This window comes from Brachyspira hampsonii, assembly GCF_001746205.1.
GTDB classification, from domain to species: Bacteria; Spirochaetota; Brachyspiria; order Brachyspirales; family Brachyspiraceae; genus Brachyspira; species Brachyspira hampsonii_B.
In genome coordinates, this window is the sequence record NZ_MDCO01000006.1 from 385,704 (window position 1) to 410,832 (window position 25,129).

At 25.6% G+C, this 25,129-nt stretch carries 50 protein-coding genes; 37 read left to right on the forward strand and 13 right to left on the reverse strand.

Annotated elements, in window-relative coordinates; all coding sequences use genetic code 11:
* Nucleotides 1-30: 30 nt before the first annotated feature.
* Nucleotides 31-735: a nicotinamide riboside transporter PnuC gene (pnuC, locus tag BFL38_RS04760; RefSeq protein ID WP_069725971.1), complete on the reverse strand. Its 705-nt coding sequence runs from the start codon at nucleotides 733-735 to the stop codon at nucleotides 31-33.
* Between the two features lie 301 nt (nucleotides 736-1,036).
* On the opposite strand from pnuC, the gene BFL38_RS04765 reads away from it, so the two are divergent.
* The 34 genes from BFL38_RS04765 to BFL38_RS15120 all read left to right on the forward strand — a co-directional run bounded on the left by BFL38_RS04765 (nucleotide 1,037) and on the right by BFL38_RS15120 (nucleotide 14,036).
* Complete coding sequence (locus BFL38_RS04765; RefSeq protein WP_069725972.1) at nucleotides 1,037-1,288, forward strand: hypothetical protein; 252 nt, start codon at nucleotides 1,037-1,039, stop codon at nucleotides 1,286-1,288.
* A gap of 3 nt (nucleotides 1,289-1,291) precedes the next feature.
* Complete coding sequence (locus tag BFL38_RS15110; protein WP_176720544.1) at nucleotides 1,292-1,465, forward strand: hypothetical protein; 174 nt, start codon at nucleotides 1,292-1,294, stop codon at nucleotides 1,463-1,465.
* A 4-nt stretch (nucleotides 1,466-1,469) separates the two neighbouring features.
* The gene (locus tag BFL38_RS04770) at nucleotides 1,470-1,769 is read left to right on the forward strand and encodes a hypothetical protein (RefSeq protein ID WP_069725973.1); all 300 of its coding nucleotides are present in this window, start codon (nucleotides 1,470-1,472) and stop codon (nucleotides 1,767-1,769) included.
* A 24-nt stretch (nucleotides 1,770-1,793) separates the two neighbouring features.
* Nucleotides 1,794-2,063 (forward strand): hypothetical protein, encoded by a 270-nt coding sequence (locus tag BFL38_RS04775; RefSeq protein WP_069725974.1) that lies wholly within the window; start codon nucleotides 1,794-1,796, stop codon nucleotides 2,061-2,063.
* A gap of 2 nt (nucleotides 2,064-2,065) precedes the next feature.
* Nucleotides 2,066-2,326 carry a hypothetical protein gene (locus BFL38_RS04780; protein WP_069725975.1) on the forward strand — a complete coding sequence of 87 codons (261 nt, stop codon included), beginning with the start codon at nucleotides 2,066-2,068 and terminating at the stop codon, nucleotides 2,324-2,326.
* A gap of 102 nt (nucleotides 2,327-2,428) precedes the next feature.
* Nucleotides 2,429-2,626, forward strand: a complete 198-nt coding sequence (locus BFL38_RS04785; RefSeq protein WP_069725976.1) for a hypothetical protein — start codon at nucleotides 2,429-2,431, stop codon at nucleotides 2,624-2,626.
* Between the two features lie 14 nt (nucleotides 2,627-2,640).
* Nucleotides 2,641-2,928 (forward strand): hypothetical protein, encoded by a 288-nt coding sequence (locus BFL38_RS04790; protein ID WP_069725977.1) that lies wholly within the window; start codon nucleotides 2,641-2,643, stop codon nucleotides 2,926-2,928.
* An 18-nt stretch (nucleotides 2,929-2,946) separates the two neighbouring features.
* Entirely contained in the window at nucleotides 2,947-3,153 is a 207-nt protein-coding gene (locus BFL38_RS04795; protein WP_069725978.1) for a hypothetical protein, read from the forward strand.
* Between the two features lie 30 nt (nucleotides 3,154-3,183).
* Nucleotides 3,184-3,816 carry a hypothetical protein gene (locus tag BFL38_RS04800; RefSeq protein ID WP_069725979.1) on the forward strand — a complete coding sequence of 211 codons (633 nt, stop codon included), beginning with the start codon at nucleotides 3,184-3,186 and terminating at the stop codon, nucleotides 3,814-3,816.
* 28 nt (nucleotides 3,817-3,844) lie between these two features.
* Nucleotides 3,845-4,093 carry a hypothetical protein gene (locus BFL38_RS04805; RefSeq protein WP_069725980.1) on the forward strand — a complete coding sequence of 83 codons (249 nt, stop codon included), beginning with the start codon at nucleotides 3,845-3,847 and terminating at the stop codon, nucleotides 4,091-4,093.
* Between the two features lie 22 nt (nucleotides 4,094-4,115).
* On the forward strand, nucleotides 4,116-4,334 hold the full coding sequence (locus BFL38_RS04810; RefSeq protein WP_069725981.1) for a hypothetical protein: 219 nt from the start codon (nucleotides 4,116-4,118) through the stop codon (nucleotides 4,332-4,334).
* 21 nt (nucleotides 4,335-4,355) lie between these two features.
* Entirely contained in the window at nucleotides 4,356-4,826 is a 471-nt protein-coding gene (locus tag BFL38_RS04815; RefSeq protein WP_069725982.1) for a hypothetical protein, read from the forward strand.
* Nucleotides 4,826-5,776 carry a hypothetical protein gene (locus BFL38_RS04820; RefSeq protein ID WP_069725983.1) on the forward strand — a complete coding sequence of 317 codons (951 nt, stop codon included), beginning with the start codon at nucleotides 4,826-4,828 and terminating at the stop codon, nucleotides 5,774-5,776. The genes BFL38_RS04815 and BFL38_RS04820 overlap by 1 nt, the downstream gene beginning before the upstream one ends.
* Before the next feature lie 9 nt (nucleotides 5,777-5,785).
* A complete protein-coding gene (locus BFL38_RS04825) occupies nucleotides 5,786-6,421 on the forward strand; it encodes a hypothetical protein (RefSeq protein WP_069725984.1) in 636 nt (211 codons plus the stop codon).
* Nucleotides 6,421-6,720 carry a winged helix-turn-helix transcriptional regulator gene (locus tag BFL38_RS04830; protein WP_069725985.1) on the forward strand — a complete coding sequence of 100 codons (300 nt, stop codon included), beginning with the start codon at nucleotides 6,421-6,423 and terminating at the stop codon, nucleotides 6,718-6,720. Before BFL38_RS04825 ends, BFL38_RS04830 begins: the two co-directional genes overlap by 1 nt.
* Before the next feature lie 2 nt (nucleotides 6,721-6,722).
* Complete coding sequence (locus BFL38_RS04835) at nucleotides 6,723-6,920, forward strand: hypothetical protein (protein ID WP_069725986.1); 198 nt, start codon at nucleotides 6,723-6,725, stop codon at nucleotides 6,918-6,920.
* 22 nt (nucleotides 6,921-6,942) lie between these two features.
* On the forward strand, nucleotides 6,943-7,149 hold the full coding sequence (locus BFL38_RS04840; protein WP_069725987.1) for a hypothetical protein: 207 nt from the start codon (nucleotides 6,943-6,945) through the stop codon (nucleotides 7,147-7,149).
* Between the two features lie 2 nt (nucleotides 7,150-7,151).
* Complete coding sequence (locus BFL38_RS04845) at nucleotides 7,152-7,586, forward strand: DUF4406 domain-containing protein (RefSeq protein ID WP_083249379.1); 435 nt, start codon at nucleotides 7,152-7,154, stop codon at nucleotides 7,584-7,586.
* Nucleotides 7,576-8,088: a nucleotide modification associated domain-containing protein gene (locus tag BFL38_RS15420; protein ID WP_256097200.1), complete on the forward strand. Its 513-nt coding sequence runs from the start codon at nucleotides 7,576-7,578 to the stop codon at nucleotides 8,086-8,088. Before BFL38_RS04845 ends, BFL38_RS15420 begins: the two co-directional genes overlap by 11 nt.
* Entirely contained in the window at nucleotides 8,088-8,417 is a 330-nt protein-coding gene (locus BFL38_RS04855) for a hypothetical protein (RefSeq protein ID WP_069725988.1), read from the forward strand. Before BFL38_RS15420 ends, BFL38_RS04855 begins: the two co-directional genes overlap by 1 nt.
* 10 nt (nucleotides 8,418-8,427) lie before the next feature.
* Nucleotides 8,428-8,607, forward strand: a complete 180-nt coding sequence (locus BFL38_RS04860) for a hypothetical protein (protein ID WP_069725989.1) — start codon at nucleotides 8,428-8,430, stop codon at nucleotides 8,605-8,607.
* A 1-nt stretch (nucleotide 8,608) separates the two neighbouring features.
* Nucleotides 8,609-8,815 carry a hypothetical protein gene (locus tag BFL38_RS04865; RefSeq protein WP_069725990.1) on the forward strand — a complete coding sequence of 69 codons (207 nt, stop codon included), beginning with the start codon at nucleotides 8,609-8,611 and terminating at the stop codon, nucleotides 8,813-8,815.
* Nucleotides 8,812-9,309, forward strand: coding sequence for a hypothetical protein (locus tag BFL38_RS04870; RefSeq protein ID WP_069725991.1), 498 nt, complete (start codon nucleotides 8,812-8,814; stop codon nucleotides 9,307-9,309). The genes BFL38_RS04865 and BFL38_RS04870 overlap by 4 nt, the downstream gene beginning before the upstream one ends.
* Before the next feature lie 4 nt (nucleotides 9,310-9,313).
* On the forward strand, nucleotides 9,314-9,874 hold the full coding sequence (locus BFL38_RS04875; protein WP_069725992.1) for a DUF5131 family protein: 561 nt from the start codon (nucleotides 9,314-9,316) through the stop codon (nucleotides 9,872-9,874).
* A 10-nt stretch (nucleotides 9,875-9,884) separates the two neighbouring features.
* Nucleotides 9,885-10,148 carry an HNH endonuclease gene (locus BFL38_RS04880; protein WP_069725993.1) on the forward strand — a complete coding sequence of 88 codons (264 nt, stop codon included), beginning with the start codon at nucleotides 9,885-9,887 and terminating at the stop codon, nucleotides 10,146-10,148.
* A 114-nt stretch (nucleotides 10,149-10,262) separates the two neighbouring features.
* Complete coding sequence (gene dcm, locus BFL38_RS04885; RefSeq protein WP_069725994.1) at nucleotides 10,263-11,096, forward strand: DNA (cytosine-5-)-methyltransferase; 834 nt, start codon at nucleotides 10,263-10,265, stop codon at nucleotides 11,094-11,096.
* 90 nt (nucleotides 11,097-11,186) lie between these two features.
* Nucleotides 11,187-11,693: a hypothetical protein gene (locus BFL38_RS04890; RefSeq protein ID WP_069725995.1), complete on the forward strand. Its 507-nt coding sequence runs from the start codon at nucleotides 11,187-11,189 to the stop codon at nucleotides 11,691-11,693.
* A gap of 13 nt (nucleotides 11,694-11,706) precedes the next feature.
* Entirely contained in the window at nucleotides 11,707-12,099 is a 393-nt protein-coding gene (locus BFL38_RS04895; RefSeq protein WP_069725996.1) for a hypothetical protein, read from the forward strand.
* Between the two features lie 41 nt (nucleotides 12,100-12,140).
* Nucleotides 12,141-12,443, forward strand: a complete 303-nt coding sequence (locus BFL38_RS04900) for a hypothetical protein (protein WP_069725997.1) — start codon at nucleotides 12,141-12,143, stop codon at nucleotides 12,441-12,443.
* Between the two features lie 39 nt (nucleotides 12,444-12,482).
* A complete protein-coding gene (locus BFL38_RS15115) occupies nucleotides 12,483-12,650 on the forward strand; it encodes a helix-turn-helix domain-containing protein (protein WP_176720545.1) in 168 nt (55 codons plus the stop codon).
* 11 nt (nucleotides 12,651-12,661) lie between these two features.
* On the forward strand, nucleotides 12,662-12,886 hold the full coding sequence (locus tag BFL38_RS04905) for a hypothetical protein (protein ID WP_069725998.1): 225 nt from the start codon (nucleotides 12,662-12,664) through the stop codon (nucleotides 12,884-12,886).
* Nucleotides 12,887-12,949: 63 nt separating this feature from the next.
* Entirely contained in the window at nucleotides 12,950-13,573 is a 624-nt protein-coding gene (locus BFL38_RS04910) for a hypothetical protein (protein ID WP_069725999.1), read from the forward strand.
* Between the two features lie 19 nt (nucleotides 13,574-13,592).
* Nucleotides 13,593-13,817 (forward strand): hypothetical protein, encoded by a 225-nt coding sequence (locus tag BFL38_RS04915; RefSeq protein ID WP_069726000.1) that lies wholly within the window; start codon nucleotides 13,593-13,595, stop codon nucleotides 13,815-13,817.
* A gap of 45 nt (nucleotides 13,818-13,862) precedes the next feature.
* Entirely contained in the window at nucleotides 13,863-14,036 is a 174-nt protein-coding gene (locus tag BFL38_RS15120) for a hypothetical protein (RefSeq protein ID WP_176720546.1), read from the forward strand.
* On the opposite strand, the gene BFL38_RS04920 is transcribed toward BFL38_RS15120, so the two are convergent.
* The 10 genes from BFL38_RS04920 to BFL38_RS04965 form a co-directional block, all read right to left on the reverse strand.
* Nucleotides 14,033-14,308, reverse strand: a complete 276-nt coding sequence (locus tag BFL38_RS04920; RefSeq protein ID WP_069726001.1) for a hypothetical protein — start codon at nucleotides 14,306-14,308, stop codon at nucleotides 14,033-14,035. The genes BFL38_RS15120 and BFL38_RS04920 overlap by 4 nt on opposite strands.
* A 123-nt stretch (nucleotides 14,309-14,431) precedes the next feature.
* Nucleotides 14,432-14,683 carry an HK97 gp10 family phage protein gene (locus tag BFL38_RS04925; protein ID WP_069726002.1) on the reverse strand — a complete coding sequence of 84 codons (252 nt, stop codon included), beginning with the start codon at nucleotides 14,681-14,683 and terminating at the stop codon, nucleotides 14,432-14,434.
* A 135-nt stretch (nucleotides 14,684-14,818) separates the two neighbouring features.
* On the reverse strand, nucleotides 14,819-15,178 hold the full coding sequence (locus tag BFL38_RS04930; RefSeq protein ID WP_069726003.1) for a hypothetical protein: 360 nt from the start codon (nucleotides 15,176-15,178) through the stop codon (nucleotides 14,819-14,821).
* A 61-nt stretch (nucleotides 15,179-15,239) separates the two neighbouring features.
* A complete protein-coding gene (locus BFL38_RS04935) occupies nucleotides 15,240-16,613 on the reverse strand; it encodes an FtsK/SpoIIIE domain-containing protein (RefSeq protein WP_142950324.1) in 1,374 nt (457 codons plus the stop codon).
* Nucleotides 16,614-16,665: 52 nt separating this feature from the next.
* The gene (locus BFL38_RS04940) at nucleotides 16,666-18,276 is read right to left on the reverse strand and encodes a DNA polymerase III subunit beta (RefSeq protein ID WP_069726005.1); all 1,611 of its coding nucleotides are present in this window, start codon (nucleotides 18,274-18,276) and stop codon (nucleotides 16,666-16,668) included.
* 48 nt (nucleotides 18,277-18,324) lie between these two features.
* A complete protein-coding gene (locus BFL38_RS04945) occupies nucleotides 18,325-19,077 on the reverse strand; it encodes a beta clamp domain-containing protein (RefSeq protein WP_069726006.1) in 753 nt (250 codons plus the stop codon).
* 11 nt (nucleotides 19,078-19,088) lie between these two features.
* On the reverse strand, nucleotides 19,089-19,349 hold the full coding sequence (locus BFL38_RS04950; protein WP_069726007.1) for a hypothetical protein: 261 nt from the start codon (nucleotides 19,347-19,349) through the stop codon (nucleotides 19,089-19,091).
* Nucleotides 19,350-19,393: 44 nt separating this feature from the next.
* On the reverse strand, nucleotides 19,394-19,819 hold the full coding sequence (locus BFL38_RS04955; protein ID WP_069726008.1) for a hypothetical protein: 426 nt from the start codon (nucleotides 19,817-19,819) through the stop codon (nucleotides 19,394-19,396).
* A gap of 28 nt (nucleotides 19,820-19,847) precedes the next feature.
* Complete coding sequence (locus BFL38_RS04960) at nucleotides 19,848-20,168, reverse strand: hypothetical protein (protein WP_069726009.1); 321 nt, start codon at nucleotides 20,166-20,168, stop codon at nucleotides 19,848-19,850.
* A 277-nt stretch (nucleotides 20,169-20,445) separates the two neighbouring features.
* Nucleotides 20,446-20,751, reverse strand: coding sequence for a hypothetical protein (locus BFL38_RS04965; protein ID WP_069726010.1), 306 nt, complete (start codon nucleotides 20,749-20,751; stop codon nucleotides 20,446-20,448).
* Between the two features lie 166 nt (nucleotides 20,752-20,917).
* On the opposite strand from BFL38_RS04965, the gene BFL38_RS04970 reads away from it, so the two are divergent.
* The 3 genes from BFL38_RS04970 to BFL38_RS04980 all read left to right on the forward strand — a co-directional run bounded on the left by BFL38_RS04970 (nucleotide 20,918) and on the right by BFL38_RS04980 (nucleotide 24,276).
* Nucleotides 20,918-21,133, forward strand: coding sequence for a hypothetical protein (locus BFL38_RS04970; protein WP_069726011.1), 216 nt, complete (start codon nucleotides 20,918-20,920; stop codon nucleotides 21,131-21,133).
* A 447-nt stretch (nucleotides 21,134-21,580) separates the two neighbouring features.
* Entirely contained in the window at nucleotides 21,581-22,237 is a 657-nt protein-coding gene (locus BFL38_RS04975) for a hypothetical protein (protein WP_069726012.1), read from the forward strand.
* The gene (locus tag BFL38_RS04980; RefSeq protein ID WP_069726013.1) at nucleotides 22,237-24,276 is read left to right on the forward strand and encodes a terminase gpA endonuclease subunit; all 2,040 of its coding nucleotides are present in this window, start codon (nucleotides 22,237-22,239) and stop codon (nucleotides 24,274-24,276) included. The genes BFL38_RS04975 and BFL38_RS04980 overlap by 1 nt, the downstream gene beginning before the upstream one ends.
* 2 nt (nucleotides 24,277-24,278) lie before the next feature.
* On the opposite strand, the gene BFL38_RS04985 is transcribed toward BFL38_RS04980, so the two are convergent.
* Nucleotides 24,279-24,566 (reverse strand): hypothetical protein, encoded by a 288-nt coding sequence (locus BFL38_RS04985; protein ID WP_069726014.1) that lies wholly within the window; start codon nucleotides 24,564-24,566, stop codon nucleotides 24,279-24,281.
* Nucleotides 24,553-25,059, reverse strand: coding sequence for a hypothetical protein (locus tag BFL38_RS04990; RefSeq protein WP_069726015.1), 507 nt, complete (start codon nucleotides 25,057-25,059; stop codon nucleotides 24,553-24,555). Before BFL38_RS04990 ends, BFL38_RS04985 begins: the two co-directional genes overlap by 14 nt.
* Between the last annotated feature and the right edge of the window lie 70 nt (nucleotides 25,060-25,129).

Sequence of the window (25,129 nt, forward strand, 5' to 3'; positions counted from 1 at the left end):
AACTCCGAATAATATTTTTTATTATTTTTATTAAATATTCACTTTATCAATTTTTAAACCGTTTGCCTCTTTGTACCATTTTATAAGCATAAATATAGCATTAACTAAATATACACTCCACATAAGCAGAGCTGCTATATTATCTCCTCCGTTTGAAAAGTTAATATACCATATAGAAATATTTAAAATGTTTACTAATATCCACATTATCCACTGTTCAGAACATCTTTTTATGCATAGTATCTGTGCCGTTATGGCAAATACTGTACTTGCACTGTCCGCAAAAGGAAGAGAGCCTCCTAATTTTTTTAATATAAGTCCGTAAATAAATATAGATATGAAAGACAATGCAAATATTATAATTTTATATTTATCATTTAATTTTGTTTTTATAACTTCTTTGCTTTCGTTATTTAAGTTTCTGCTCCAAAGTATAAATCCGGCTATATTCATAGGTATATAATAGAAGACATTGAGCATAAACTCACCGTAGTATTTGGCATTAAAGGCAATATACGAATAGAGAATTGTATTAATCATTCCAAATATGTATGAAGATAATTTTCCTTTACCTGTTAGAATTACACATAATATACCGCTTATTGATGATACTATGCCTATAATATTTTCTTTCCAATATATAGAAAGTGATAGTATTATAGCACTTGCTGTTACAATCCATAATACTTCTAAAGCTTTCCAATTTTTAAGTTCACTTTTTATGAAGTTTGTCATTATAATTTTTTATTCTGATAAGTTTTTTATTTATTATATAATTATTTTACATAAAATCAATATTATCAATTTTTTATATTAGACTTGTTTCAAAACAAACAAGTCTAATTTCTCAAATTTAAAAAAACAAGTCTATTTTTCAAAAGATAAAAGAACTAAAAACATATTAGAACGCAGATTATTAACTAAAAAAGTTAATAGTCTGCGTTTTTTTGTTTCAAATGTATTAAATATTTCTAAAATTGCAGGTCTAGTCTGTAAAGACAAAAAATATATAAAAAATAATTTTCAAGGAGTAAAGATGGAAAAAGAATTTAATCCTAGTTATTGGATAATAATTAGGAAAGGCAAAAAGTATATAGGCTGTTCAAATAATTGTGAACATCTTGAAGAAGAAAATGGCAAAATGAAATGCTGCTATTTTGAAAAAGAAATTGAAGGAGAGGAAGATAATTATCAGCCTTGTGAAGAATGTTTGATGGCATATAGTCAAACGGAATTTGCTAGTTTAAATATGACTACTTACGATAAGAGAAATCATTTTAAGGAGTAAAGAATGTTAGTAAAAGACTTAAAAGAAGAATTAAAAAAATTTGAAGATAATACTCAAATACTTGTTCGTGTAAAAGATAAATATGGAAAAATTGTATTAGTAGATTTTGGCAGAATAAGCAAAACTGAATCAGGTGCTGGAGTCATAGTTCCATTATTCAAATCAATTAAGGATTAAAAAAATGGGGCAATATTCAGTAAATGATAAAATGCTTGAACAACAAAGGAAAACTACTAAAAAACAAGTATGTAATTTTGCTTTGTTAGAATACAAGCAGAAATTATTAAAAATGATAGAAAAGGAGAAAAAAGCGGCAGAAAAGTCTAGTCAAAAATTAAGAGAAATTCTTTCTAATAATCCTAGTAAATCACAACGAACTTCAGCTACTGCTAGATGTGATACTAAGTGGGAGCATATTAGATATTTAGAACTTCAAATTGAACTATTAGATGAATTATTAGAAGAGAATAAAAAATCTTAATATAACTATTTTAAGGAGTAAAAAATGCCTGAATTAGATTATGAAGCAGAACCTATTATAGTGTCTTTTGATATATGCAGAGTTCTTGAAAATGGGATTGAAGATTTAGACTGCAATGTAGATGCATACTTAGATGATGGACATTATCCTTCCGATTTAGCACCAAACACTTATGAAAAAATAGAAGAAGCATTAAAAAAAGAAGGTATTGATATTGAGGCATTAAATAAGCAGATTAATAAAGCCATGTTTGGAGAAGAATGCTGTCTTAAATATTATCCATATAAGGAGTAAAAATGGAAAAAGAAGAAAAAGAACAATTTGAATCTACTTTTAAGGCAGGTATAAGGAATAATAAGAGATTTTTTTCCTGTGCGGAAGATTGTAAGCATATTGATAAAAGTGGAACAGAAAAAGATAAAGTCTATTTTTGTAAATATTTTGGAGAGTTCTTGCTTGAGGATGCAGACAGGAAAATAATATTACCCTGTGAACAATGTCTAATAACATCACTTTTTGACGGCTATTTTAATTGCATTTATGAAATGAATAAGTAAAGAGGCTTATAAAGCAATGAAGACGGAAGAAATAGAAAAACAGATAAAAAATATGATGATGATTTAATAATAAAGTTTAAGGGCTATAACAATATTGAAATAGTGAAAAACTGGGGTGATTTATATTTTGATATTTTAGAGAACTCTAAACATAAAAAGAAAAATATTACTATAGCTGATTTGAAAAATAAATTAGCTAAGTTTGGAAGTACATCTAATGTTATAGTTCGTAAAGGAAATAGTATTTTTCCAATTATCAAAATATTAAAAAGAGGCAGATATTTAATAATTGAATATTAAATGGGGGTATTACAATGGCTATGGAACATAGAAAACCAATAGAATGGTCAATAATGATGGTAGAAATGGAACTTGATGAAGGACTTGGGGCAAAGACTTCAGAGATGGTTAAGATATGGAAAGAACAGGGGTTAGAATTAAATTATAATGTGGGTATTTTTGAAAAAAACGGAACACTTGACAGTGTATCATTTATTGACTATTTGAATGAAGCTGAAAAAACAATGTATAAAGCAGTATACAAATACATAAGAGATTTCAAAATTGCTGAAAGAATGAAAGAGAATATTAATAAAAAATAATTTTTAAGGGGGTGTTCAATGATAAAAACTATTAAAAACTTTTTTAAGCCTAAAAAACATTTGATATGTCCTATATGCGGGGCTAATGTAGAAGGAAGCTTTAGAGTTTTAAGTCTTAATGTAGACGGCACTGTTGGAGCTTATGCTGTTCACAGAGAATGCGAATTAAAACTTAGAGAAGCAGACTATAAATTAAAACTCAAAAAAGTAAAAACTTTATATTAAAAAAATATTTTGTAAGGAGAATTATTTATTATGGAAGTAACAAGTAATGTTAGTTTTGAATATCCTAAAGAAGGATATGTAAAAGCTGTATGTCTTAATGCATCAGACGGAAGATATGATAAAAATGAGTTTAATGGAAGAATAAGGTGGACTAGAAGAATATTTTTAATTTTTGAAATAGATCAAAAATATACAAGAGGAGAATATAAAGGTAAGAATATGATAATACATAAAGAGTTTGTATTATCATCAAGTGCCAATTCAGAGTTTAGAAAAACACTAGAAAATTGGAGAAAATGCAAATTTGGTGAAAGATATAATGAAAATGGTACTATGACTTTAATGACAAAAAAGAAAAATAATGAGACCGGACAAATAGAAGAAGTAAAATTTAGAACAGAAAGTTTATGCGGAGCTAATTGTATTTTGAAATTAACTAATATAGGTACAGATAAAACCTTCATTGCTATAACAGAAATATCAAAACTTCCTAAAAATGAAGATCCTATCATAAGAGAAAATAATATAGGTTATCTTCCTGATTATTTGGCAATAAAAATAGCTTTAAGACCTGAAGTAAATCCTGATGAATTATCAGAGCCTATAAGAGGATATGCTGACGGCTATTTGGGTGAAGAAGATGATGAAGAAGTACCATTTTAATAGTAATGAATATTAAAGAGAATTGTAAATGAGAGAAGAAGAATTAACAAAACTTTTGAGAGGCAAAGAGCCTGAAGATTTAAGTATGGAAGAATTAAAGAGAATAATATCAATGGTAAAAGATAAAATAATAAAAAGAAACTTAATTAATATTTATAAGTCAAAAGAAATAGGCTGTAAAATTAATGAGCTTCCTTTGGTATATGAAACTGATAATAATAAATATTCTGATATGAACAAGTTTTTAGGTAATATACCTACTCCATTTGATGATTAAACATTTTTTTAAGGAGTGAAAAATGATAACAACAATAACAGTAGGAGAATTAATAGAGATTCTTAGTGAAGTAAAAAATAAAAATATGCCTGTATATATAGCAGAACAGAAAAATAAAGAGCCTAAAAAAAATAAAAATGGAGATGCAATTTATGAAGTGAAAAAGAAATATGGAATAATAAATGGCGGAGAGGCACTTACGGCTTTCATATTGGCATTTGATAAAAATAGTAGAATATAACAATTATTAGGGGGATAGTCAATGGATAAAATAATTAAATATCAAAAAGAAGAAATAGCTTTTAAGTGGGACGGTATATTAAATGCGGATATTCAAAAAGCTATAGATTTAAAATTAGCTTTTATTATACCTAATCAGCCAGATGACAGAAGTCTTTTTGTAAAGACTGGAGAATATCAGACAGCAAAGAAAAAAGAACCAGCACGAATAAAATACACTAATGTACCTATTGGTTATTGGGTGGTTATAGATGATTTTTTTTCTGATAAAGATGGCTCAGATATAAAATATATGAAAAAAGCAAAAATTGTAAAAGATAAATACTTCTCAAGTAAATATCATATTATAAGCGATGAACCTAGTTTATTTGATGATGAGAGTAAAGAGAATAATGCTGAAGAAGAAAAAGAAGTTAAAGAACTTCAAGTAGAATTAAAAGAAGCAATAAACAACTTCTCTGATAGAACAGGTATTAAAGTAGAGGTTTGCTGATGGAACATTCATTTAATATAGTTATAGCAGAAAAGTATGGAATGCCTGAGGCAGTTCTTTATAATCATTTTCTTTTTTGGATAAAGAAAAATAAAGCCAATGCTAAAAATTATAGAGACGGTAAGTTTTGGACATATTCATCGGTAAAAGCATTATGCGATTTATTTCCGTATATGACTAAAAATCAGATAGAGTATGCTTTAAAAAAACTTATAGATAATAAAGTATTAGTGAAGGCTGTTTATAATGATAATAGTTATGATAGAACTAGCTGGTATGCTTTTTGCGAAGAGCCTGAAGATTTAAAAGCTATAGCAAACCCTTATAAAAAAGAAGATAAGAAAGATGAAAATTCAGAAAAGGAAAGCGGAAATATACAAAATGGAAATAGTAATTTTCAGAAATCCATTTCGGAAAAATCAGAAATGGAAGAAGAAAATTTCCAAAATGGAAGCAGTAATTTTCAGAAATCACATACAGATAATTTAACAAATAGTTTAACAGATACATTAACAAATAATTTAACAAATACTGCGTGCGAAAAAAATGCTAATGATTTCACAAATCCGTACGGACTTCTGAATTATCCGAATTGGGATTGGTATAATTTTAAGCAGGCTTATCTGTATTGGTATTCGCTTCTTACCGGTAAAGCTGTAAACGATATTATTCAAACTTTATCCAAAAGAGATATAGGCTCGGATAAAATAAATTGGCTTGAGAATGCTTTTAATAAACGCAAGGTAAATGCCGGAGTAGCAATATTTGAGACTTTGGAATATATCGCTCAAAACAAAGATTGTCAGAAAAATGTTTATCTTAGGTCTTCTAATTATTTAGATGGTGTAATAATGCGTTTGTCAGATATGAATTTGGCAGAAAATGACGGCATATCTACTGAAGGCACAGGGCATTATCCAAATCCTACATTTGATAATTTTAAATATTAGGAGGAATAAATGGGAAGATACGGCATCAATAAAGATACACAAAGTACAGAAAATATATCAGTATCTAAAATTAATTATGGAGAGCATAGAAATAAATATAAAAAAGAGCTTTATAATTTATTAAACGGCATAGAAGAAAATTCTCTTAATTCAAAGACAATTTTACAGTTTTATGTTCTTCTTAGAAATTACGGTATATATGCTGAAGATGATATTGATAGTGCTTATAAATATTTTGAGGATAAAGATGAAAGATTGATTGTAAAATTGGCAGTATATTTATCTGATTTAAACAATAAAAGAAAAATATATAAGGCTTTAAAATTAATACTTAAATGTATTGATAATATAAGAGATTTTTCAAATAACGGATTTTATCTTGATTTTCTTGAAGATTTAAAAGCAGTCTGCGGTTTAATAGTAGCTCCTTCATATAATAATTTCATAGAGCCTAGCATATATACTCATAATAATATTTTCAAAGAAGATTCAAGCATAGTAGAACAGATAATTAAACATAATGAAATATCAAGCAATGAACATTTTGAAGGAGATAATACTTTTGAGTTTGACAGCTATGAAGAGATAAGAAGGAATAAGGCTATTAGTAAAAAAATAATGAAAACAGTTAAAGGAGTGAGCTAATGACTAATAAAAAGAAAGTTAGAAAAACTTCTAAAGACTGCTATAACACTACTGTAAAAGATATGAAAGCTAATTTATACAGACAAATATTAAGAGCCATAAGAGAATTAAAAGAACCTTCTACATGCAGAGAAATTGCTAATCATCTAAAAATGGAGGCTTCTACAATATCGGCTAGGATAAATGAATTAAAAGAACAAGGCGTATTGCTTGAGGCAGGAAAAAGAAAAGACAAAATTACTAATGTAACAAGTATAGTTTTGAGTATTAATAAAAATATTCAATGGAGTTTATTTTAATTATGGAAACATTAGAACAATTATATAAAGAATTTCAAAATGAAAATATATGTTTATATAATCCTGATAAAAGAGTTCATAATTTGCCTTGTAAATACTGCTGTAAAAACTTTAAAAATGGTGATTATATTATACAAAAGCCATTGGATTTTACAGGAGCTTATCATGCTGAATGTTATAGAAAATTAATAAATAAATAAAACAAATAATTGGGGGGATAGAATGAACATAAATAAATACGGTATACCTATCTTGGAAAAGCAAGAGGTAAATACAAAAGAAATATGTATAGAGATGATCTCTGATAACATATATATGGAAGCAGCTAATTTAAAAGTTGAAGATTTAGACTGCGATTCTTTTAGAGATTTTTATGGTAATTGGAGAGGCAAAGACATAAAGAACTTAATAGAATTGGAGGAAAAATAAAAATGGAAAAAATAAAAGTATATTTAAGCGGTGCTATTAGTAATAGAGAAAATTATAAGCAAGAGTTTTATGAGGCAAGGGATAAGGTTACTAATTTTATGAAAAGCAGGAATATAGAATGCGAAGTTATAGTGCCTTGTGATTATGATTATCTTAATAAAACAGGAATATGGGAAGAGTATCTAAAAAATGATATTAAATTATTAGTTGACTGCGATTGTCTTATAGATATAGAAAATGAAAGCTATGAATCGAAAGGTGCTATGCTTGAAAAAATGATATGTATGTCTTTGGGTATACCTATTATTTCTTTAAGTTCTTTTTTAGACGGAAATATGACTTATAAATATTCTACTACAAAAATAGATGAGAACTTCTTTGATAATATCAAACTTGATGATTTTAAAGAGTTCGGCGAAATGCAGTATGATGTTTAAGAAAGGATATTTAAATATGAATAAAGAAGAGCTTATAACTAATAAAATTAATTCTCTTAAATGTAGGGGAAAATATAATTTAGATATTAAAGAGAGTATTTCTAATATGCTTTTTAATTTTACTAAATTGAAACATAAAATATTGAAAGGAAATTATAAAGTCAAAAATAATCTTAATAAGTTAATACATTATGCTGTAAATGTTTCTTTATTAAAACAATATAATTATATAGGGTATGAAGATATAAAAAATAAATATGAAGAATTAGAAAAACTTCTTATAAAGAAAAATACTGATTATGGAAACAGTTTTGATAAAACGCTTGATGAATATGGATTAAATATAGCTTTGGTGAGGATAGAAGATAAAATAAATAGATTTAAAAATCTAAAAGATAAAGCAGATCATAAGGTAGATGAAGATTTAAAAGATACTATTTTGGATATAGCAGGCTACGGAGTATTGTTTGCTATATATTTGGAAAATAAGGAGGATAAATAATGAAAAAAATTAGAGAAAATAAAAGATATAAAAACATATTAAGAAAAAGAGAGAAAATAATTAAATATAATAAATTGTTAGGATTAAAACATAAATATTCACAATATGTATATGAAATAAAAGATTTTTATAAATCTAAATATAAAACATCAAATATTGATATACATTTATTACCAGATTATAAAAGCGGCATAAGAAATAAAAGATATTATAAGAAAAAAAATAGCAGAATAAAGAATATCGATAAAAAGTTAAAAAATGTTGTATTTCCTGTTAGTTTATGGATAGATAGTAAAGTAACTATAGATAAAATTATGCTTGGATTTTAGGAGGCTAAATATGAAATGCGAAGTTTGTAATCAAAACAAAGCCGTAAAAGAAGCGGCTTACCAAATAGGAAGTTTAATAACATTAGTTTCTGTATGCTGTGAATGTTCTTCGGATATAGCAAATAGCAGTCATATTCTTAATACAGGATATAAAATAAGACGAATGTCCGCCTACGGCGAGGAGAAGTAAAATGAGTAAATTAATTCATATAAAAAAATTAGGGCTTGCTTTTAATAAAGATGATTTTATGAGAATCGAAAAAAGCAGTATCAATCCTTGTGGAATATATATCTATTATCAAGATGGAAAATATTCTTATATAGTCTGTAAAAGTGAAAGACAAGCAAATCTATGGTGTACTTTAATAGTGAAAAAAAATAGAGGAGAGCGAAAATGACAATTGCTGATAGATACGAATGTTTTAATTTAGAAAAGATAGTTGAAGAAATAAGAGATATAGATATTGAAACATTAAAAAATAATATTTCAGCTGAAAAAGATGAGGAGAAAAGATATAACAATCATTTATCTGAAGAAAGAATACAGCAAATAGTTATAGCTTATCTTGATGATAAAAATATCATCTGTGAGCCTTCTATGAGCGGAATAAGAATAAAATCTTTTAAGACTAGAAGAAAGATGAGAGAACAGGGAGTAAAAAAAGGCTATCCTGATTTGACTATAAAAAAGCTTAATAGAAGAGATACTACATTCTGTTTAGAATTAAAAACAGTAATAGGCAAACTATCTAAAGACCAAAAAGACATACTCAATAGAACTAAAGCCGAGCATATTCCTTGCTCAGTAAGTTATGGAATTAATGACGCTTTATATAAAATTAATAAGTATCTAATTGGCGAGCCTGTCATTTGGGAAGAAAAAGTAGAATAGCATAATGAAAAATATTGAATGGTGCGACATAACAATAAATCCTGTTGTTGGCTGTCCTAGAGGCTGTCCTTACTGCTACGCTAAAAAAATAAATGATAGATTTCATTTTACTGAAGATTTTTCTAAATCTAAAACATTTTTAGAAAGACTTGAGCAAATTAATAAAATAAAAAATAAAAAAATATTTATGAACTCAATGTCAGATATAGCGTATTGGGACGATTATACTATTGATACCGTAGTATTTTATATGAAAGCAAACCCTAGTAATGAATATTATTTTCTTACTAAGAAAGTTGATGCTTTAGAAAATGTTTCAAGAAGACCATATCCTAATACTAATTTTAAAACATTTACTAAGGCTTTGGACGGTTCTTATTATGAACTTAAAAAAGGCAAATATATTCAATTAATTTTTTTAGGAAACAAAAATATTCCTTTCTGTACTATAAGAAGTGCCTATGGAAAAATGGCTAATAAAAAAGAATATTATCAGTCTAAAATCGGCGAGGTATTCAATATAATAATAGTTTGTGAAAGCCCTAAATTACCGCTTGAAGTGTAAGGAGATTAAAATGAAACATAATAGATTTAATAAAAGAGATAATAGTTATCTAAAACATAAAAAAGAATTATTTGAAGAGATGAATGGAAAATGTGCTTACTGCGGGATAGAATTAGAGTATAAAAAGGCTACTATAGATCATAAAGTGCCTTTAGCAGTTGGAGGAACTAATGACAGAGGAAATCTTATAATATGCTGTTTTAGCTGTAATCATTATAAGAGAAACAGAGATATTGAAGGTTTTAGAAAGTCTATACAAAATACTGTCAAATAGCTTAAAGGCAATTCTGCTTATAGATTAGCCTTAAAGTATGAAAGAATAGAAGAAGCTGATATGAATAAAAATGTAGTGTTTTATTTTGAAAGTAAAAAGTAAGGAGCTTTTTATATGATTAAATTATTCAGTGCGTTCAGCGGTATAGGTGCTTTTGAGAAGGCATTAGAGAATTTGAATATAGATTTTGAATTAATAGGCTTCTCTGAAATAGACAAATATGCTTCTGAAAGCTACAGTATACTTCATAATGCTGATAAAAATATTAATTACGGAGATATAACTAAAATTGATATTAATACTCTTCCTGATTTTGATTTATTTACTTGGGGTTTTCCATGTCAGGATTTATCTGTAATAGGAACACAGAAAGGATTTAATGGAGAGAAAAGTGTTTTATTTTTTCAAGGCTATGAAATATTAAAACATAAAAAACCTGCTGTAAGCATTATAGAAAATGTATCTAATCTTATGAGTAAAAAATTTGATAAAGAATTAAACACAATAATAAAACTGCTTGGAAAAATAGGATATAAAACAAAAATATTAAGAATGAATGCCAAAGAATACGGCATACCTCAGAACAGAGACAGAGTTTTTATAGTATCTATGATTAATAAATATCCTCATTTAAATATTAAAAAGGAAGAACTCTTTTTTTATGCTAAAGATATTTTAGAAGATAATGCTGATAAAAAATATTATTTAAGCGATAAGCAGTTTGAGGCAATAGAGAGAAAAGGAACAGCTTTTGAAGGGAGATTTAAGCCTTTTTTGTTGGAGGATTTTATAATAGCCAATGCTATAAATAATAGAACAGATGTTCCTACCTCCAATTTCATAAAAACGGATAAAGGTATTAGAAGATTAACGCCTTTGGAATGCTGGCTTTTAATGGGCTGGAGTAAGGAAGATTTCAGTAAGGTAAGGCATTTAAGTGATACTTAGTTATACAGGCAGGCTGGAAACAGTATAGTCATACAAGTTTTAGAGAAAATATTAGAAAAAATATATAAAAACTAAATAAGGAAGTTAGAAATGACTGATACTGAAAAACAATCAGAGGTTAAGCAGTTTGAAGTAAGCAAAGAGGGTTTTTTAAAGCTAAAGGAGTTTATCAAAACATTAACTAACCCTTTTGAGTATGTTATTCAGATTATAAAAAAAGATAAAATAAGAAGTAACAGACAGAATAAATGGTACTTCGGTATGCTTATGCCTGCTATTCGTTATTTTCTTACTGAAGAATGGAGCAACATAAAAGATAACGATATGATGCATAAACAAATAGAATATACGCTCTCTGAAATATACTATGAAGATAAAATATATTCTATTAGAGATAAAAACGGCAGAGAAATGAAATATACAAAACTCTCTATTTCATTTGATAATATGAGCCATAAAAAGTTTCAGGATTATCTTAATAAAATATTAATTAATCTCTCAAGGTTTACAGGATTTGAAACTTATAACCTTGATAGCTTAATAAAAGAATACTGCCTACAGACAGGCGAAAAATACAAGCCTTATAAAAGTTATTAAAGGAGTGTAAATAATGAAAGTTGAAGATTTAAAGAAAGACCTAACATCTCAAATAAAGAATTTAATATTTACAATCTTCAAAGATTTTAATATATCAAATACTGATATAGATGTATATTTTCAAAATTATCATTGTTCTATTTATGTAAAAAATACTCTGTTGACAATATATATAGAGTATGCTTTCGATTTAGGTTATGATGATTTATATATTTCTATTCATAGCCAATTAAATAGTAAAATTTATCATAATAGAGCATTTATACCTGTATATTGTTCTCTTGAAGAATATATGAAATTTATAGATAAAAAAACTATTTTAGATAGTGAACTTATACAGATAATAAAAACACTATATTACAATAAAGAACTTTTGAAAAAAGAATTAAAAAATATTTTAGAGTAAAAAATTATATAAAAAGATTTCATAAATATGGGTGTTAAATTATGAGTATAGATTTTAAAAAACAAAAATATATGTTTTTAAATGGTGTCAAATATATGATAGAAGATATAAAAAGATATTCTTATTGCTATATAAGAATGTGTATTATTGTAATATTGAAAGAAAATGAAGAGGAAAAAATTATAAAATATTTTAATAGAAATAATTTACGCAATGATGTAAATAAATTAAATCAATTATATGCTTTTAGGAAAGAAGAAAGAAAAAATATTGAATTAGATATTTACAGTAGTAAAGGAGTAGATGGAATAAAAAGAAGATTAGATATTCAAAAAAAACTTTAAAATATTGGGAAATATTTTTCTTTTGAAACAGAATATATTATGGATAAAAATTTGACTGATTTAGAGTTTAGATTTTTATGTTTTTTATCTTTATTCACTCCTTCTCTCCCAAAAAATGAGTATATAGCAGAGCTGTTGAATATTAGCACAGAAAAATTAATAACGGTTATTAATAATATAAAAGAAAAAGGATATATAAAAAAATAGGAGAATTAGAAATGGATAAAACTGTATGTAATTTTTGTGATAGAGAAGTTTCTTCTGAAGAAATTATCACATTAAAAGGTTTTAAGGAAGATTCTTTTTTAGGAGTTAAAGGTGATGTGCAAATATGGTATAGTACAATATGTACAGATTGCTATCTTAATATGAGAGAACGAATCGCTAAAAAAGAAATGAATTTAAAAAATGATTCTTTTCTTTTACATAGAATTGTACCTTAAATGTTTTTCCAAAATGATGTTTGAGGCAGGCAGATAAAAATAAATATTTTTTAGGGGTAGTCAATGGAAAATAATAAAAATAAGTCTATAAGAAAGCTGAAAACTTCGTCTTCTATAGTTAAAAATTATGAGTATTTTACGCCGTCTGAGGCAGTGTACCCTATTGCTGAATTATTAAAAAAATACAATATTAATAATATTTTAGAGCCTTGCGATACTAATAATAATTCTAATATTACTAAAGTATTAAAAGAATATAATTTTAATGTTTATACTTCCTATATTAAAGAAAATAACTATATTCTTAATATGCCTATACAAACAAATGTATTCGTTGTTACTAATCCGCCTTATTCTATTAAAGATGATTTTATTGAAAAAAGTATTTATCTTATAGAGAAAAATATCATTAATGGCTTTGCTTTTCTGCTTCCCACTATGGCTTTACATGGAGTAAAAAGACATAAGTTTTTTAATAAGTTAAATAATTTAGGCTTTAGCATAAAGACTTTAATTTTTGATAAGAGAGTTGAGTTTACTTCTTTTGAAAATATTAAATCATTAAATAAGCCGTGGTTTGATGTTGCTTGGTTTGTATTTATCAAAGAAAAAGAAGTGTCTAATGAAGTGAGCTTTGTTAAACTTCAGAAAAAAGAAAAAGATAATTTTGAGCATTTATTAGTATAATAACTATAAGGGGTATCATATGGAAAGAAGAGATAATATAAAAGAAATCATATTAAGTAATATTAATAAAATAGAGCCAGACAAATATTATAACACTTTCGACCTGCTTAGATTATTGGGAACAGGGATCACTCCTACTAGAAACTTTATTACTAAAAAAATACCTATAGAAAAAAGACAGGTTATTATATTAAAAGAGCATACAGAAGAATATAAGGGGCAGAATATATTTAAAAATATATAATAAGGACTTATATATGATAAAAAAAGAAATACTAAAAAAACTATTGTGGTATCTGGGGCAGACATCATTAAGGCTGTACATTCTGATAATAAAAATATTGACTGTGAGGCTAATTATAAAAAATGTATATATTTTGATAATGGAGAATGTAATCATGATACTGTTTCAAATCTTGATGAGGTAGTGATATGTCCTTATTATCTTATAAATAAAGACTAAATCTCTAAAGTTTTTTTCATTTCATAGGATATATTTTTGAATATATAATTACTTTTTATTACTTTTTTAGCAGAGTTTTTAAATATTGGTCTTTTTCTTATCTTTTTCTTACAGTTTAATATTCTGATAGGCTTTATATCATGTTTTTTTGTACCTATTCTTTCATATATAGCAGGATCTTTTCCTTTTGGCTTTAATATGAAAAATCTTTTATCTCTTTTTTTTAATTTGCCTTCTTTTATTTTCTCTCCTATTTGTCTAATATTACCCATTTTATTAAATCTATATTTATTTGGTATAATATTAGTATATTTATTTTTTCTTCTGCTTAATGTAGCTATAGGGTTGGTATTTAAAGACTTACCCCAGATGTTACGGCTTAGCGGCTTTCCGAACTAATGATACTCTTGATATTCTGCTGTGCTTCCTATTATGCTTTTTTTATCTTTTTTAGTTGATTTTTCTACCTGTATTACTCTTAAAGCATATTGATTCCTTAAAGTAAATGTTTTTTTAGTTTCTTCTCTTGCTTCTTTTTGTACTTCAAATGCTGCCTGATTGAGTATTTTTGATGTTTTTTTCTCTGCGAATTTCTCTAACTTTTTTAATTTTTCTTGAAGTTCTTTGAATGTTATAGTTTCAGCCATAGTATTATCCTTAATTTATGCTTGTAAAGATAATAATACTTGAATATAAAAATAAAAAGTGAATCAATAAAAACGGCGACAATTACTTTTCATAATCACCGCCTAAAACTAAAAAACTAAAAAATTAGGAACTTATCACATTTTTGTCATAACTTCTTCTACTTCTTCATCTGTATCATATCCTTTATAATGTTCTCTTGCATATTTCTTGTATTCTTTCATATATTCTTCATCATCATATTTTTCTGGGTCGCCTTGATATATATACCATTTCTTATTTTCTTCATCTAAATAGGCTTCCACTATACTTCTTATAGCAGGCTCTCCCTCTACAAAATCGTATAATTTATCTGTTATAAACACAAGTTTTAATACAAATCTTTTAAAAAGTGTGTTTTTATCTCCGTCTTTTTTCATAGAAAGCCATTTAAATAATTCTGTAATATTTACAAGTATGAATAATAAAGGTTTTAATAAAGTTTTAAATATTTGCATATTATCCTCCAATTATTGTTATGTTCATTATATCTATAATAAATTATCGATATGCTTCGGTTCATTTGTTTATATAATCTATTATTCGCTCTATCTCTTCAGTTGTAACATAAGGCACTTGTATATGCTCTAATTTTACACTCTCTTTTCTTTTTAGTAAAGCATCTCCATTGCCTATTAAATCCTCTGCTCCTTTATGATCTATTATTACTCTGCTGTCTGTGTTATTAGCAACTGATAAAGCTATTTTTGTCGGTAAGTTTGCTTTTAATTCGCCTGTTATTACTTTAGCACTAGGTCTTTGAGTTGCTGCTATTATATGAATACCAGCACTTCTGCCTAATGATGCTATAGTATTTAATATTTTTTCGGCTTCCTTCTTTATATCTCTATTGAATAAGTCTTGCAGCTCATCTATAATAAGAACTATATAAGGAAGTTTATTTCTTGCTTTTTTATTGTATTCCTGTATGTTTCTTGCTCCTTTCTTTGTTATCTTGTTATTTCTGTCTCTTAATTCGCCTTCAAGGTTTCTTAATGCTGATATTATATCATCATCATTATTTAATGAATTATATATTAAATGCGGAAGTTCATTAAATATACTTAATTCATTTTTCTTATCTATAAGTATTAATTCTAATTCATCTGTTGTTTTCTTATATATAAGGCTTGTTATGATCGATGATAAACATACGCTTTTACCGCTTCCTGTCTCTCCTGCTATAAGCATGTGAGGTGCTTTGGCTAAATCAATAGCTGTTTTTTCATTATCCGTGTTTATGCCTAAATATAAAGGAAGTTCAAAATTATCATCATCATTTATAACTTCTTTTATTCCGAAGTATCTGCTATCATCGGTTTTTATATATTCTATTGCTAATGTCTTAGATGCGTAGTATTTATTTAATCTTATATTATCGCCGAATAGACATTTTAAGCTGTTTTCAAGTGTGCTTAATGTATAGCTTTTTATTATACTGTTGTAATATTTAAAAATATAATTAATAGATATTCTTGATTCTTTTAATATAATTTCTATCTCTTCAATATCTATATAATTATTATATATAGTTTCTTTACTTTCATTTAATAAATCAATATTAGGGTAATTATATTCTTTTTTGGTATTCTCCTTTTTATCCTCTGCTTTATCTTCTTTATTTTCTTTTATATATTCTTTATATTCTTTATTTTCATCTTTTTGGGCTGTTCTATAAGTATATACAAAATTATCATAATTTCTTTTTTCAATATTTGATTTTTTATTATTTTGAATGTATTTCACAAACTTATATATTAAATCAAATATAAAAACTGCTGCTTTAAAAGAATATTCTATTAAAACGATTAAACATTGTAATAAAGCATTAAAACACATTATAGTACCTATTATCATTCTTATACCTCCTATTATTATTTTTTTAGTATCCATTGTGAAGCTAGCTAATATATAACTAGCTTCACGAAAAAAAGGCTTAATATATTTACGCTGTTTTCAATATCTCTATTTTTGTAGTATCCGTAATATGCCATATATAAGGCTTTTTGTACTTATTATATTTTATATTAAATAATGATATTTTCTCATCATCGGTTATATTCAAGCTGTCAATATATTTGATTAATTCTATAGCTTTATAATTAATGATTTTTATACTATTAATATAATCTATAAATCTTATAGTATGTTTTTTAGATTTTTCTCTTTCAATAAATCTTCTCTGCTGTCTTGTTTGTTTTATTTTTATAGTTTTTGTTTCTTTGTGTTCTTGGTTTTCTTTTGTTTGTAGCTCTTTTATATTAATATTAGTTATGAAGTTTTCTAAGTATTGGTTTATTTCGTTCATATTCTCTATTGTAAACGGCATAATTAGAAATATATTAGTATTATGTATTATTTTTATAGGATCATCTTTTTTATATATTTCAAGTGTACATCTATTATCATTATCTTTATTTATTATCATAGATAAAATATTTAATAAAAAGTCATGATTAATAGTTAAAGTATAATCTATATTACTGTTTATACTGTCTATAACTATATTTGACATATTCTCTATATTTTTGTATTCTCCTATTGTAAGTATTAAGTTATTTTTATAAAATCTTAATACTATGCATTTACTATTTGTTTTATTTATTTTTTTCAATTTTTGTATAGCTTTTTTTATTTCTATCATCTGTTTATTATCTAATATAATACTATATAGCTTTTTATATTCATCTTTATATTTTTCATTTTCTTTACTTGGTATAATTTTTTTATAAGGCGGATATTTCCCAACTATTAAAGCACTTGTATATATATAATCATTATCTATTATCTGTATACATTCTTTATTAATAGATATATTTACAGTCTCTTTATTATCAATATTTTTGTCTATATTAGAAACATTTTTAAATATAGCTTTTATTGTATCTGTTTGTATAATAGCATTATTTAATTTTTTATAGACTTGATAATTCATTTTATATACCGCCATTTGTCTGCCTTCTGTAGATACTATATTTAATGTATTATCATCTAAAAAATCAAAATATACGCCTTTTATAGCTGGGCTTCTGAGATCATCTTTTGAGGCGGTATTTATACTTTTTTTAAAAATAGTAAATAATTCTTTTTTACCAACTGTTATATAGTCAATAAAGTTTCTATCTATTTTATTGTCTGGGTATTCTTCGGCGTTCATTCCTATAATTAAATGCTGTGTATTTATTTTTCTTTCTCTATTATATTTATCTTCTCTTTTTCTGATATAAGTACCTTTATAAAACATATATATTTTTTGATTTTCCTGTACTGATATATTTATAAAATCCGCATCATGTTCTTTTATTATATTAAAAAACATTTTAGCATATACGCATATTCTGAAATTATCATGATTATGATTTATTACTTTTATTCTTTTTTCTATAAAAATACTTCCATCGGTAGCAACTATATTTAATATACTGCCTTCAAGCTGTAATAATACATTGCTTTCAATATTATATATTACTTTGCTTTGTGTTATTTCCATAAAACTATTTTTTATGTCTTTTAAGTTTTTAGTATTGATTGTGATGTAATTATTAATTGTTTCCATAGTTAAAAAGCTCCTTAGTTTTTATTTTTTTAGTTTTTTTAATTTTGATTATTTCATATATTTTTCTGACATATACTGCATACATATAAAAGTATTATTATTATTTGTTATTTTTATAGGTTTATCCTGATATATTTCAAGATCGATTTTATTATCATCATTATCATTTATACATTGATGTAATATATTTATAATATGTATATAACTTAAGCATAATATATAATCTATATTACTTTTTATATTGTCAATAACAATAATGGGGGTGGCATTGCTGTCTATAGTTAATATTATTTTATCTTTTTGAAAATGTATTATTATATTTTTTCTTTTTGATTTTTTTGGTATACTTTTAATCGCTTTTTTTATTTCTATCATCTGTTTATTGTTTAATATAACATTATATAGCTTTTTATATTTTTTATTATTTTCATCTGGTATAACTGTTTTATATGGCGGAAAATTATTTATTTTTTCATATACTTGATTATCTATTTTTATAGAATTATAATAGCTATAATCAATAGTAATATATGTATTTTTATCTATACTGTTTATATTTATATGTTTTAATAATGCCTTTATATTTTTAGATTTTATTGTAAAGCTGTTTATTTTTTTCCCTATATAATTAAGTTTATAAATTGCCATTTGTTTGCTATCTGTAAAAACTATATTTAATGTATTATTATATAAAAAATCAAAATGCACGCTGTTTAAATCTGTTAAAAATATATCTGATGATGATGTATTAATAGCATTTTTAAATATGCTGTATAATTCTTTTTTATTTACTTTTATCATATTAAGCCCCCTTATTTTATTATTAATACTTTATCATCGTAGCAAGCTATTAAATTACTTGCTAAACCGATATTGAAGTCATTTAAATGATGTTCACGCATAAAAGTATTTTTACTTTGTTCTTTATAGCTGCTTAGATCCTTATAATTAATATCTATATCTAAAAAGCTGTTTTTTATAGTCCTTTGGAAGTAGTAAAAAAGTTCTTTCTTTCCTTCCTTAGATATTTTTTTATTGTCTTTATTAAGTGTTAAAAATGTTTGTATATCCATAAAGCCGCCTTTAATTTTTTAGTCATAAGTTTTTAATTAAAATATTACTTCCTTTGATTTAATATTTTTTCGTACTCTCTCATTAAATTAATCTTAGCCCAATAGCAGAATCCTGTATCTATTTTAAAATGTTCAGTTATATAATCTGCAATTATGCTTTCTGCGTTTGGGTATTCAATACAATATAAATATATTCCTATGCTTTTATTTTTATTCTGAGGAGTTTTATATATGATTTTATATTCTTCTTTATTGATTCTTATTATATTAAAATATTTGGTAAGTCCTGCAGCTTCATAAATATTATATAAATATTTTTCTTCTTTCCTATGATATACTGTATATGTTTTATTAGCTTCATTATATATAAAATGATAGTTATGCAGCTCATCAAATTTTTTATTGTGTAAAAAGTTTATAAAATCTTTATTGTTTAATGTATATATTTCTTTATTTTGTATATTTGTCATTTTTAAGCCCCTTTAATTTTTTAGTTTTTTAATTTTTTTTCTTGTATATAATTCTTTTTATTATATTTATAATTTTTTTTGATTCTTCTTCATTTGTATCAAATGTTCTTAAATCACAATAAAAATTATAGTTTCTATTATATAAATGATAATAACTTGCATCGGATAATTCTTTTTTTATTGTTTTTAGATCATCTAATGACAAAACTATATTACTTTTTTTAATATCTTTTAAATAAGTGTTAAAATTTTCTATTATTAAATTATTATTGTTTTTATCATCTATTATTATGCTTAAATCTTTTAAAAAACATTGTATTATTTTTTGAATTGTTTTTTTATTTACCATGATTAAGCCCCCTTAATTTTTAGTTTTTAATTTTTTTGTTTTTTAAACTTGCTTTTTTTTTATAAGCTGTTATAATGAAGCTAGGTTTTAAGGGCTTGTATATTGGTGGTATACAAACCCCAATAATAGCAAATATTATTTACTATTATTGATAATTACTATTATAGTTATAATGTCTAACATAATAGCAATTATTAAAAACTCTAGCATTTTTTAAAGACCTCCTATTTTTTATATTTATATAATGCAGTCCTGTAAACTGTTTATATAGCTTTAATTATTCTTTTTCTATTAAGCAATTAATTATTACTTTATTTACTGTCAATTTATTTCCGTTGACATCTATATTTATAACTTCATTATTTTTTAATTCTTTTATTAATTTTTCACTTATAAAAGATAATTTGTAATTGCAGTATTTTTTATTTGTGTTTATAACTCTTTTTCTAGTTTCATTTTTAAATATTATGCTTTTTTCTTTAAATTCTATAGTAGTTATATTGTTTATACTGTAGTCCTCTGTGCTGTATAGCCCTTTTAATTCTTTACTTTTTATTGTTATAGTGTTTTTTGAGTATTTCATTTTAAGCCCCCTCGCTCTCTCATTGTTTATATATATTATATTCTATATTTCACGGAAAGTCAAGCAAAATCACGGAAGATATTAAAAAATTACAAAAAAATACTTGAAAAATCACGGAAAAAATATAAAATTAAAATATAATATAAGAAAAAAGGGAGTATAAACAATGAAAACTACTAAAGATTATAAAAACATATCATTAAATTTGACTAAAAAAGAAATTGATTTTATTGATTCCAAAAGAAAAACGCCGTACAATACTTCATTTGCTAGTTTTTGCCTTGCTTTAATTCGCGAAGGGTTAGAAGCTAGATATAAAGACGAGTATAAAAATTATATAATAGAAGAAAATACTACTGATGATGTAAAAAAGGTACTGTAAACGGCTTTTTTTTGCCTATGTGGGCTTTTGTGCCCGCCGAAAAAATTTTCTCACAAAGTTTTTTTGAAAGTTAACTGATTAACTAGTTAACTAATTTTACACCATAAGGCATTCATTTTTTAGTAAGCCCTCTCTGCTATAAAAAAAATAAACTAAAAATAATGCCTTAATAGTACGCTTTTTAGCCTGATTTATAGCTAATATTGTATTATTTTATTATAAATCAATTAAAAATAAAATATATTATGATAATTCTGTATCTTTTTTATATCGTGAAACATTCAAATTAAGGCTTTTTAGTTAACTAAATTGGCTAAAAGTTAACTAAAAGTTAACTGATTCACTTCTTTTTTAGTTAACTTTCTTTATAATAGAAATAAAATAATAGCTATAAAGGTCCTATATTGCTTAATCTAATGTTGGGACCGAAACAATCAAGGTTTTTTTATGCCTATCATAAACGGCGAGGAATATTTAACATTAAAAGATTTTTCACAATTAGTCGGCTGTTCTAAAGCCAACATCACACAATGCATTAAAAAACAAGACAGCAGAATAAAGTTTATAACCGATGAGAAAGGAAGAAAACTAATATTAAAATCTTCAGCTGATAATTGGGCTTTATCAAGAAATATTTACGGTAAAACTGATAAAAATAAAAAAACTAATAAATCCAAAAAATCAGAAATACAAAAACTAGATATAACTGATAATGAGAAAATAGGTATTATAGACAATAATGAACATCATTCTCTAAGTATAGAGGATATGGATATTAATATAGCTAAAGCAAATTTTTTAGTTGCTGATGCTACAAAAAAACAAATAGAGATAATGCTTCTTAGAGGAAAACTTATAGAAAGAAAAGTTGTAGAAGCTGTACTGCCCTCTGTTTTAATTGCTTTTAAAGGGCAGATAGATACTATACCTAAAAATGTGTCATCAAAGTTTGCTGAAATTATTAGAAGCAGGCTTGAGTTAGAAGTACCTACTGAAGAAATAACTATTATTTTGAGAGAAGCTCTTAGCAGTGAGCTTATAAAATTAGAAAAGTATTTATCCGAACAAACAGAAAATGCTATTAATCAATTAAGGATAACCTGATGGCAGTATTGCAGGAAATTGATTTAAAAACTTTAGTTTCAGAAAAAATACTGAATGATTGGAAGGAGGACGATGTGTGTTATATTCAAGATATTATAAAAAGAAGTTTAGAAGTAAAGCCAAAATATGAAATAGTAGAATATATAGAAAGAACTAGAATATTAAATGAAAGAGTTTCATCGATACCTGGTTATTATTCTTTTAAGGTTACGCCTTATTTAAGAGAGATAATAAGAAACTTTGATGAAGACAGCCCTATTCAGTATGTAGACTTTATGAAAGGAGCACAAATTGGAGCTACAGTAGGACTTGATGAAAACTTAATAATGTATTTATTAGGCAATTCTCCAGCACCTATTTTGTTTTTGGCTTCTACTTCAGAAGTTGCCGAGCAGATATTTACTTTAAGAGTAAGTCCTTCAATAGAAGAATCAGGATTGGGGCATTTATTTAAGTCGGCTATAAAAAATAAAAAAAGCAGAGAAACAGGAAACACAAAAAGCTATAAAACTTTTGACGGAGGATTTATTCAATTAGGAGGACTTCAGACAATATCAAAATTAAAATCATTTTCTATAAAAGTATTGATAATAACAGAAGCAGATGAGGCTAAAATAGATGTAGGCGAACAGGGTAATGCTATAACTTTGGCAGAAAGAAGAACGGATGCATATTCAAATATCAGAAAAATACTTATAGAATCTACTCCGAAAATGGCTACAGGAGAGTCATTTATAGAACAGAGATTTTTAGAAGGCGACAGAAGATTTTATAATGTGCCTTGTAAGGACTGCGGAGAACTTCAAATATTAGAGTTTGATAATTTAAAATATGAATTAGATGATGAAGGCATTTTAATACCTTCATCAGTTCATTATGAATGTAAATACTGCGGAAGCCATTGGAAAGAAGTTGATAAAAAAGATTTTCTAAAAACCGCAGAGGACGGAGGACATGCAAAATGGATAGCAACATCAAAATCAGCAGATCCTAAAAGAAGAAGCTATCATTTATCATCGCTTTATGCTCCTATAGGTTTTAGAAGTTGGGAGAGTATAATAAGAGATTATTTGAAAGCAGCGGAAGCAGAGAAAAACGGAGATAATAGTTTTATTAAAGTTTTTTATAATACAGTTTTGGGTCAGACTTATAAGGCTATAGAAGATGTACCGCCTTATGACTATATTTATAATAAAAACAGAGGAAACTATTTAAAAGAGACTATTGATGAATACGGTAAAATAAAGCAGTCTACACTTAATATTGAAGAATTAGAGCATAAACCATTATTCTGCAATATAGCAGTAGATATTCAAAAACGATATATAGAGTGCGGAGTATTTTTATGGGCTGAAGGATATAGAAGTTATATGCTAGGCTATCATAGACTAGACGGTGATACTTCTAATTTACGAAGCAGATGCTGGCTTTTATTAGAGAAAATTATTAAATCATCTCATTTAGGATTTTATGCTTCTATAGTATTTATAGATAAAGGTTTTATTCCAGCAGTAGTAACAGATTTTTGTCAGGGAATATATCAAAAAACTAAAAAGTATGGTAATGTTGTATTTGCTATTAAGGGAGAAGATACAGGCAAGTTTTACAGGTTTCAAGATGATAATAAATCTCATAATACTCCTGCTTTAATATTAAACTCTTCAATGGCAAAAGATGAAGTATATAATGCTCTTTCAATAGAAAAATCAGAAAACGCAGATAATAAAGAGGAGCTTCCTATAAGGTGGGCATATTTCCCTAATGATATTGATATGAACTTTTTTAGAATGCTTACAGCAGAGGAGAAAGTAGCTAAACACACAAGAAGCTCATCAAATAAATATGAATGGCGTTTAAGGTCTGGACAGAGAAGAAACGAGGCATTGGACATATTCGCATACAGTACAGCAGCAGCGTTTTTCTATATAGATAATATTTCGCCTAAAGATAAAAACGGTAATATTAATTATAAAGCAGTTTGGAACTATTTAAAATCCGATGACGGCATAGCATTGGAGAAAATGAATAAATTTGAATAGTTTTATGCTGATTTAAACAAATAATAATTAAATCTAACATACTTTAAATCATTTTCATTGTATCCTAAATCTTTTAATTTTTTATAAAATATATCCTCACATAAGAAAGATTGGGGATATATATCACCTATTTTTCCTCCGTGAGAATTTACAACTATGCATTTATCCTTACAAATACTACATTTATCTTTTAATAAACATTCATGTAAAAAAGTATCTTTATCAATTATTAAATCTTTATCATCTATTCCTTCTAAAAATAACATTACAGTTTTTTTATATTTGTTCATACATATTCTCTTCTTGATATTTTCTAAATAAATATTGTTTTAATATGCTAGCATCCTTATCAAGCATATCATCAGGTATAGTAGTTGAACCATATCTAGTATTAGATGTTATTGTTTTCCAAGTTTCTAATGGTATATTTTCATTATCTTTATGTGTAATAGCCACTAATTCCTCTGTTGATGATTGTAAAATCCAATTTTTTAAACAAGTTTCTAATATATCTATTTCTTCTTTACCTAAAAGTTTATACTGCTCGTTATTAATAGCATTGTAGTAATTTAAATATTCTCTACCTATAGCTGGACCGTGTTTTAAACATACATATTTGGCATCTGTAATTAATGGTTTATTAAATAATGTTCTATGTATTAATTCTGTCATATATAATACTTTTTGAGTTTTTATAGCGGCATCCTCATAATCATTAACATTGATTTGATTATTTTTTTTAAGTTTATAATATATAAAAGAAAAAACTTTATTAATATCCATAAAATCTCCTAATAAATTAACAATAAAACATCTATATATAGTATAGTATAACTTTAAATTATCGTCAATC